The sequence below is a fragment of the Immundisolibacter sp. genome (assembly GCF_050250495.1).
Lineage (GTDB): Bacteria > Pseudomonadota > Gammaproteobacteria > Immundisolibacterales > Immundisolibacteraceae > Immundisolibacter.
The window spans coordinates 1-4,555 of the sequence record NZ_JBFWOM010000045.1; the positions used below are offsets into that span (position 1 = coordinate 1).

Below are 4,555 nucleotides of genomic sequence, written 5' to 3' on the forward strand. Positions count from 1 at the left end.
GCACGACGGTCAGGAAGGGCTGGAACTTCAGCCCCTGCTGCACGATGGTGGCCGTCACCGGCGCGGCGGTGACGGCTGGACGGATCGGCATGTCGACCAGCACCACCACGTCGGGCGCCGGTCTGCCGTCCTTGTCGTTCACGGTGACGGTCAGCGTGCCGGCCTGTGCGGCCGGGCCGGCCGATGCCAGCGCCATGCAGATCAGGATTCGTTTCATGCGGGGCCTCCCTCAAGGCGTGTTGACGATGTCGCGGTGCATCGGCGCCAGACGCGCGAGCAGGCGATTCTGCGCGCGGAACGGCACGCCCTGGGCGTCCATCGCGTCCTGCAGCACCTCCACCAGCGCGTTGAAGTCGCCGCGGGTGATGTCCATGCCGTCGTGAGCCTCCTTCATCGTCGGGCCGTCGCGCCGGCACGGGCCGCCGGAGACCTCGCAGAACTGCAGCACCAGCTGCTTCTTCAGGGCCGCCGCGTCGGCATCCTGGAAGAAGCGGCGCATGCGGGCATCGGCGAGCAGCCGCGCCATGAAGTCGTCCATCAGCCGGACGAGCCCGGGCTGGCCGCCGAAGGCCTGGTACAGGCTGTCGTCGGCGGCCGCCGGCTGGGCGTGTGCGCCGGCCGACATCAGCGCGGCAGCGAGGAGGGCGAGGGTGGTGCGGGCGAGTCGGTTCATGGTGAAGCTCCGGTTCAGTAGGCGATCTGTGCCGAGAGGTAGGCGCCGCGCTGGCGGCGCGGCTGCACCGCGGGCGCGATGCGGCCGAGGTCGGCGACGGCCAGGGTGAGCGACAGGTGCTTGCTCGGCGCCCAGGCGATGAACACGTCGGCCCAGTCGTCCTCCTTCAACGCCCCGGCGCCCAGCACCGAGTCGTTCAGGTTGTCGGGCTTGGCGCGGACCTCGGCGCCGATGGCCAGATCGCGGCGCAGCAGCCAGGCCACCGAGACCTCGGGCTGCAGCTGGTAGCGATCGCGCGCGGCGCTGCCGAAGCCGAGCAGGCCGCCCTGGTTGGCCCGGGTCGCGCGCAGCGTGCCGTTGACGAGCACGCCCTGGGCGAGGAAGAGCTTGGTGGCGCTCAGGTAGAGCTCGGTGCCGCGGGTGCGCGCGCCGAGCGCGCCCGTCAGCGTCGGTTCGAGTGCGCCGGCATCGGTGCGCTTGTGCAGCACGCCGACGGCCAGTTGCGGCATCGACGAATCGCTGTCGAGCACCGCGTCTCCGGCCAGCCGCAGCTTGGCGCCGAACACGTTCATCTTCAGGTGCAGGCCCGGCAGGCCCAGCGGTGCGAGGTTGTCGCCGGTGTCGAAGTCCTGCCGGGCGATCGACAGCTCGGCGCGGTCGCCGAAGCCCAGCGCGGCGCCGGCCACGCTCAGCGCGTAGTCCTGCGAACGGACGCGAGTGGCAAAGGCGGTGGCGCCGACCTGCGAGCCGGTGGCGTAGCTGCCGGTCACGGCCCAGGGCGTGAGGCCGCCGCCGGCGGCGCCGTCGATGCTGGAGACGCCGCCGGTCAGCAGCAGCTTGCCGTTGCCGAAGGGGGATGCGCTCGCCGTGCCGGCGAGCAGCATGGCCGCGAGGGCCAGGAAGGGATGGGAAGGCATGGGATCTCCGCAGTAGCGATCCCCCTTCCTACGCGAGCCGAGCCGCCCCGGATGCGGACATTCTTCACGGGTCGACGGTGGCGAACAGCGGCAACTCGTACAGCGGCGGCGGTTCCTCGGCCTTCGGCGGCGCATCGGGGAGCGGCGCGACCGGCGCCACCAGGTCGCTCAGCTTCGCCAGCGTGCCGGCGCGCACGCCGAGCAGCCGCAGCCGGCGCGTCAGGACGATGCGCTTGAGGCACTCGCCGGCGGCGCGGCGGATGGTGCGTGCGTCCATGGTGTGGGCGCTGAGGGTGAGGTCGCGCGTGACCGACTTGAAGTCGTCGAAGCGCAGCTTGATGCCGATGGTCTTGCTGGCGTAGCCCTTGCGGGCGAGGTCGCCGGCGAGCTCGACGCACAGCTCGGTGAAGATGGCCGACAACGTGGCGCGGTCGCGCACGGCGTGCAGGTCGCGCTCGAAGGTGGTCTCGCGGCTGATGGACACCGGCTCGCTGTACGTCACCACCTCGCGATCGTCGCGCCCGTGAGCGATCTCGTGCAGCCAGTGCCCGTAGTTGGCGCCGAAGTGCTGCACCAGGAAAGCCGGGTCGGCCGCGGCGATGTCGCCCACGGTGTGCAGGCCGAGGCCGGCGAGCTTCTCGCTGGCCTTCGGCCCGATGCCGTTGACCTTGCGCGCGGCCAGCGGCCAGATGCGCGCCGGGATGTCCTCGAAGCCGAGCAGCGTCAGCCCGTCGGGCTTGTCGAGCTCGGAGCACAGCTTGGACAGCAGCTTGTTCGGCGTGATGCCGATCGAGCAGGTGAGGCCGGTGGCGGCGAACACCGCGTCCTTCAGCCGCCGGCCGACGGCCAGGCCGGCGTCGTCGAGCGCACCGGGCACCTCGGTCAGGTCGATGTAGATCTCGTCGATGCCGCGGTCCTCGACCTTCGGCGCGATCTCGCGCACCGCCGCCTTGAACAGCCGCGAGAAGCGGCGGTACTCGTCGAAGTCGACCGGCAGCAGGATGGCGTCGGGCGCGAGCTGGGCCGCCTTCATCGTGCCCATGGCCGAGAACACGCCCAGCGCGCGCGCCTCGTAGGTGCTGGTGGTGATCACGCCGCGGCCGGTGTAGTCGCGCAGCTTCGAGAAGCGGCGCGTGCCGTCGGGCAGGGTCTCGGGCTGGTGGCGGCGGCCGCCGCCGATGACCACCGGCAGCCCGCGCAGCTCCGGATAGCGCAACAGTTCGACGGACGCGTAGAACGCGTCCATGTCGAGGTGGGCGATCAGGCGACGATGGGGCGACGCTTCGCCGGGGCTGTACATGCATACAGCATAGCCAGCGAACCTTCCGGCGGCAAGCGCCGGCCGGGCAGGGGAGTCAGGCCTGGATGGCGCCGCCGCGCAGGCCGCGATCGGCGCTGCCCTGCGGCGAGTAGACGGTCGCCGCGTCGCGCGGCATCAGCACGTCCATGGCGCGGTCGAGCGCGGCGGTGGCGCGCGACAGCGATTCGCGCTGCGCCGCCACCAGACCGCTGGTGCGGGCCAGGCGCTGACGCAGGGCGGGGGAGACCGGGCCGCGCTTGGCGGCCAGCGCGAACAGGTCGACGGCACGGGTCAGCGCCCGGTGCAGTTCGCCCGCCTGCTGCTCGATGGCGTCGGCGTCGTTGGCGAGCAGGGCCTCGCCCAGCGCGCCCAGGCGCTCATCGACCGCGGTCAGTGCCGCGTCGAGGCGGGTGTCGGGCTGGGCGCTCGGGTTGTCGGTCATGCGGCGCTCAGCGCTGCACCTTGCCCAGCAGTTCCTGGGCGTTGGCGATCAGCTTGTCGGCGATCAGTTCGGCGTTGACCTGGTAGGTGCCGTTGGCGATCGCCTGGGAGATGCGGTCGACCTTCTCGGCGTCGAAGTCGGCGCTGCTCGGGTTGGCCATCAGGTTGGCCGCGCTGGAGAGCTCGACCTTCGCGCTCGGATCGGCGGCCGCGCCGGCGACGCCGGCCTGGCGTGCCGTCTCCGCCGCACCCTTGGCGGGCGTGGCGGCGTTCTCGGTCGCGACGACGTTGCGTTTGTCTGCAGGGTTGCCGATCTTCATGGTGTTCTCCCGATGGAGGAGCCGGGGCGTTCCGCGGCTTGCATGTCCGGGTTATCGGAGACGCCGGGCGTGACTTTAGGCTCTTTTCGCAGCCCTCCCTCGTTCATGGGGGTGAAGCCCGTCACGGATTCACCTCCACCAGACGCTCGCCGACGGCTTCGGCCGTCAGGATGCGCCCACTTTCGGTACGAATGCGCACCGGCTGGCCTTCGATGCCGGCCGTCAGCGCCTGGCCGGCGCCGGCCACGCGGAAGCCGGGGCCCTGGGCCACCACCTGCACCGTTTCGCCGGCGGCGAACCACTGGCGTGACTTCAGATGGGTCTGGCGCAGGCTGCGGCCGGCGGACACCGGCCGATCGAGCGTGCGGCCGACGGCCTGCTCGGGCGAAACCAGGGCGGCCGCGCTGTCTTCGGCCAGATCCACTTCTTCTTGAGCGAGGTCGGCCTCGGCGATCACGGTGCCGGCGGGCAGGGCGCGGCTGGCGACCAGTGCCTTCGCGTACACCTTCACCGTCACCGGCAGGAAGACGTTCCACCGCGTCGGCCCGCTCGCGCAGCGCAGGCCGATGCGGGTGCGACCCCACAGCCGCGCGTTGGCGGGCAGGTAGGGCTGGATCTCGTTGCAGGGCGCGAGCTTCAGACGCGGGTCGAGCGAGCCGACCTCCACCTCCACCCGCGTGCCGTTGGTGGCCAGCAGCGAGGTGCTGGCGAACTGCCGCGCCTGCTGCTGCAGCCCGGACTCGCCCGCCCGCGCGGGCGCGGCCAGCACGCCGGCGACCCACGCCAGCAGCGTGAGGATCAGCCAGGAACGGCAGGTCAAAGCCCAGGAGTGCATGTGATCACTGTAGGGCGGGGCCGTCCAGCCCAAGGGCGCGAAATGGCGCGGGAACACGGCGCTTATCCG

The 4,555-nt window shown here is 71.8% G+C and carries 6 protein-coding genes and 1 pseudogene; all 7 read right to left on the bottom strand.

Annotation, left to right across the window (positions count from 1 at the left end; translation table 11 throughout):
* A pseudogene (locus tag AB7F93_RS13985) lies at positions 1-217 on the bottom strand (methylamine utilization protein); the annotation flags it as partial.
* A gap of 12 nt (positions 218-229) precedes the next feature.
* Complete coding sequence (locus AB7F93_RS13990) at positions 230-673, bottom strand: group I truncated hemoglobin (protein ID WP_428303523.1); 444 nt, start codon at positions 671-673, stop codon at positions 230-232.
* Positions 674-687: 14 nt separating this feature from the next.
* Entirely contained in the window at positions 688-1,590 is a 903-nt protein-coding gene (locus AB7F93_RS13995) for a DUF3034 family protein (protein WP_428303524.1), read from the bottom strand.
* 64 nt (positions 1,591-1,654) lie between these two features.
* Complete coding sequence (gene dinB / locus AB7F93_RS14000) at positions 1,655-2,890, bottom strand: DNA polymerase IV (protein ID WP_428303525.1); 1,236 nt, start codon at positions 2,888-2,890, stop codon at positions 1,655-1,657.
* A 55-nt stretch (positions 2,891-2,945) separates the two neighbouring features.
* Positions 2,946-3,332: a hypothetical protein gene (locus AB7F93_RS14005; RefSeq protein WP_428303526.1), complete on the bottom strand. Its 387-nt coding sequence runs from the start codon at positions 3,330-3,332 to the stop codon at positions 2,946-2,948.
* 7 nt (positions 3,333-3,339) lie between these two features.
* Complete coding sequence (gene flgM / locus AB7F93_RS14010; RefSeq protein WP_428303527.1) at positions 3,340-3,651, bottom strand: flagellar biosynthesis anti-sigma factor FlgM; 312 nt, start codon at positions 3,649-3,651, stop codon at positions 3,340-3,342.
* A gap of 121 nt (positions 3,652-3,772) precedes the next feature.
* Positions 3,773-4,486: a flagellar basal body P-ring formation chaperone FlgA gene (gene flgA, locus AB7F93_RS14015; protein WP_428303528.1), complete on the bottom strand. Its 714-nt coding sequence runs from the start codon at positions 4,484-4,486 to the stop codon at positions 3,773-3,775.
* Positions 4,487-4,555: the final 69 nt, after the last annotated feature.